Origin of the sequence: Pelorhabdus rhamnosifermentans (genome assembly GCF_018835585.1) — a bacterium.
GTDB classification, from domain to species: domain Bacteria; phylum Bacillota; class Negativicutes; order UMGS1260; family UMGS1260; genus Pelorhabdus; species Pelorhabdus rhamnosifermentans.
Map to the genome: position 1 here is coordinate 1 of NZ_JAHGVE010000169.1, position 246 is coordinate 246.

Below are 246 nucleotides of genomic sequence, written 5' to 3' on the forward strand. Positions count from 1 at the left end.
ATTGCCCTGGCTTGTCACTTTGCCGCCCTGATTGCTCAGTATTTGACTGGCAATCACGACATTGCCGTTACCGCCCAGTAAACCGGACTGATTTTGAATATCTTGACTAACGTTTACATGTAAATCACTGCCATCAAGGTTCACTATCCGTCCTTTTTGATTATGGACCGACTGGGCGCCAAGCGTCAGCCCCTTTCCGGCTTCGATACTGCCTTGACTGTTATCTACCGTTCCTAGGACCGTTAT

The 246-nt window shown here is 48.4% G+C and carries 1 protein-coding gene; it reads right to left on the reverse strand.

Going from position 1 to position 246, the window contains the following annotated elements; genetic code table 11:
* On the reverse strand, positions 1-246 hold a 246-nt coding region (locus Ga0466249_RS26220), incomplete at both ends, for a hypothetical protein (protein ID WP_215832425.1).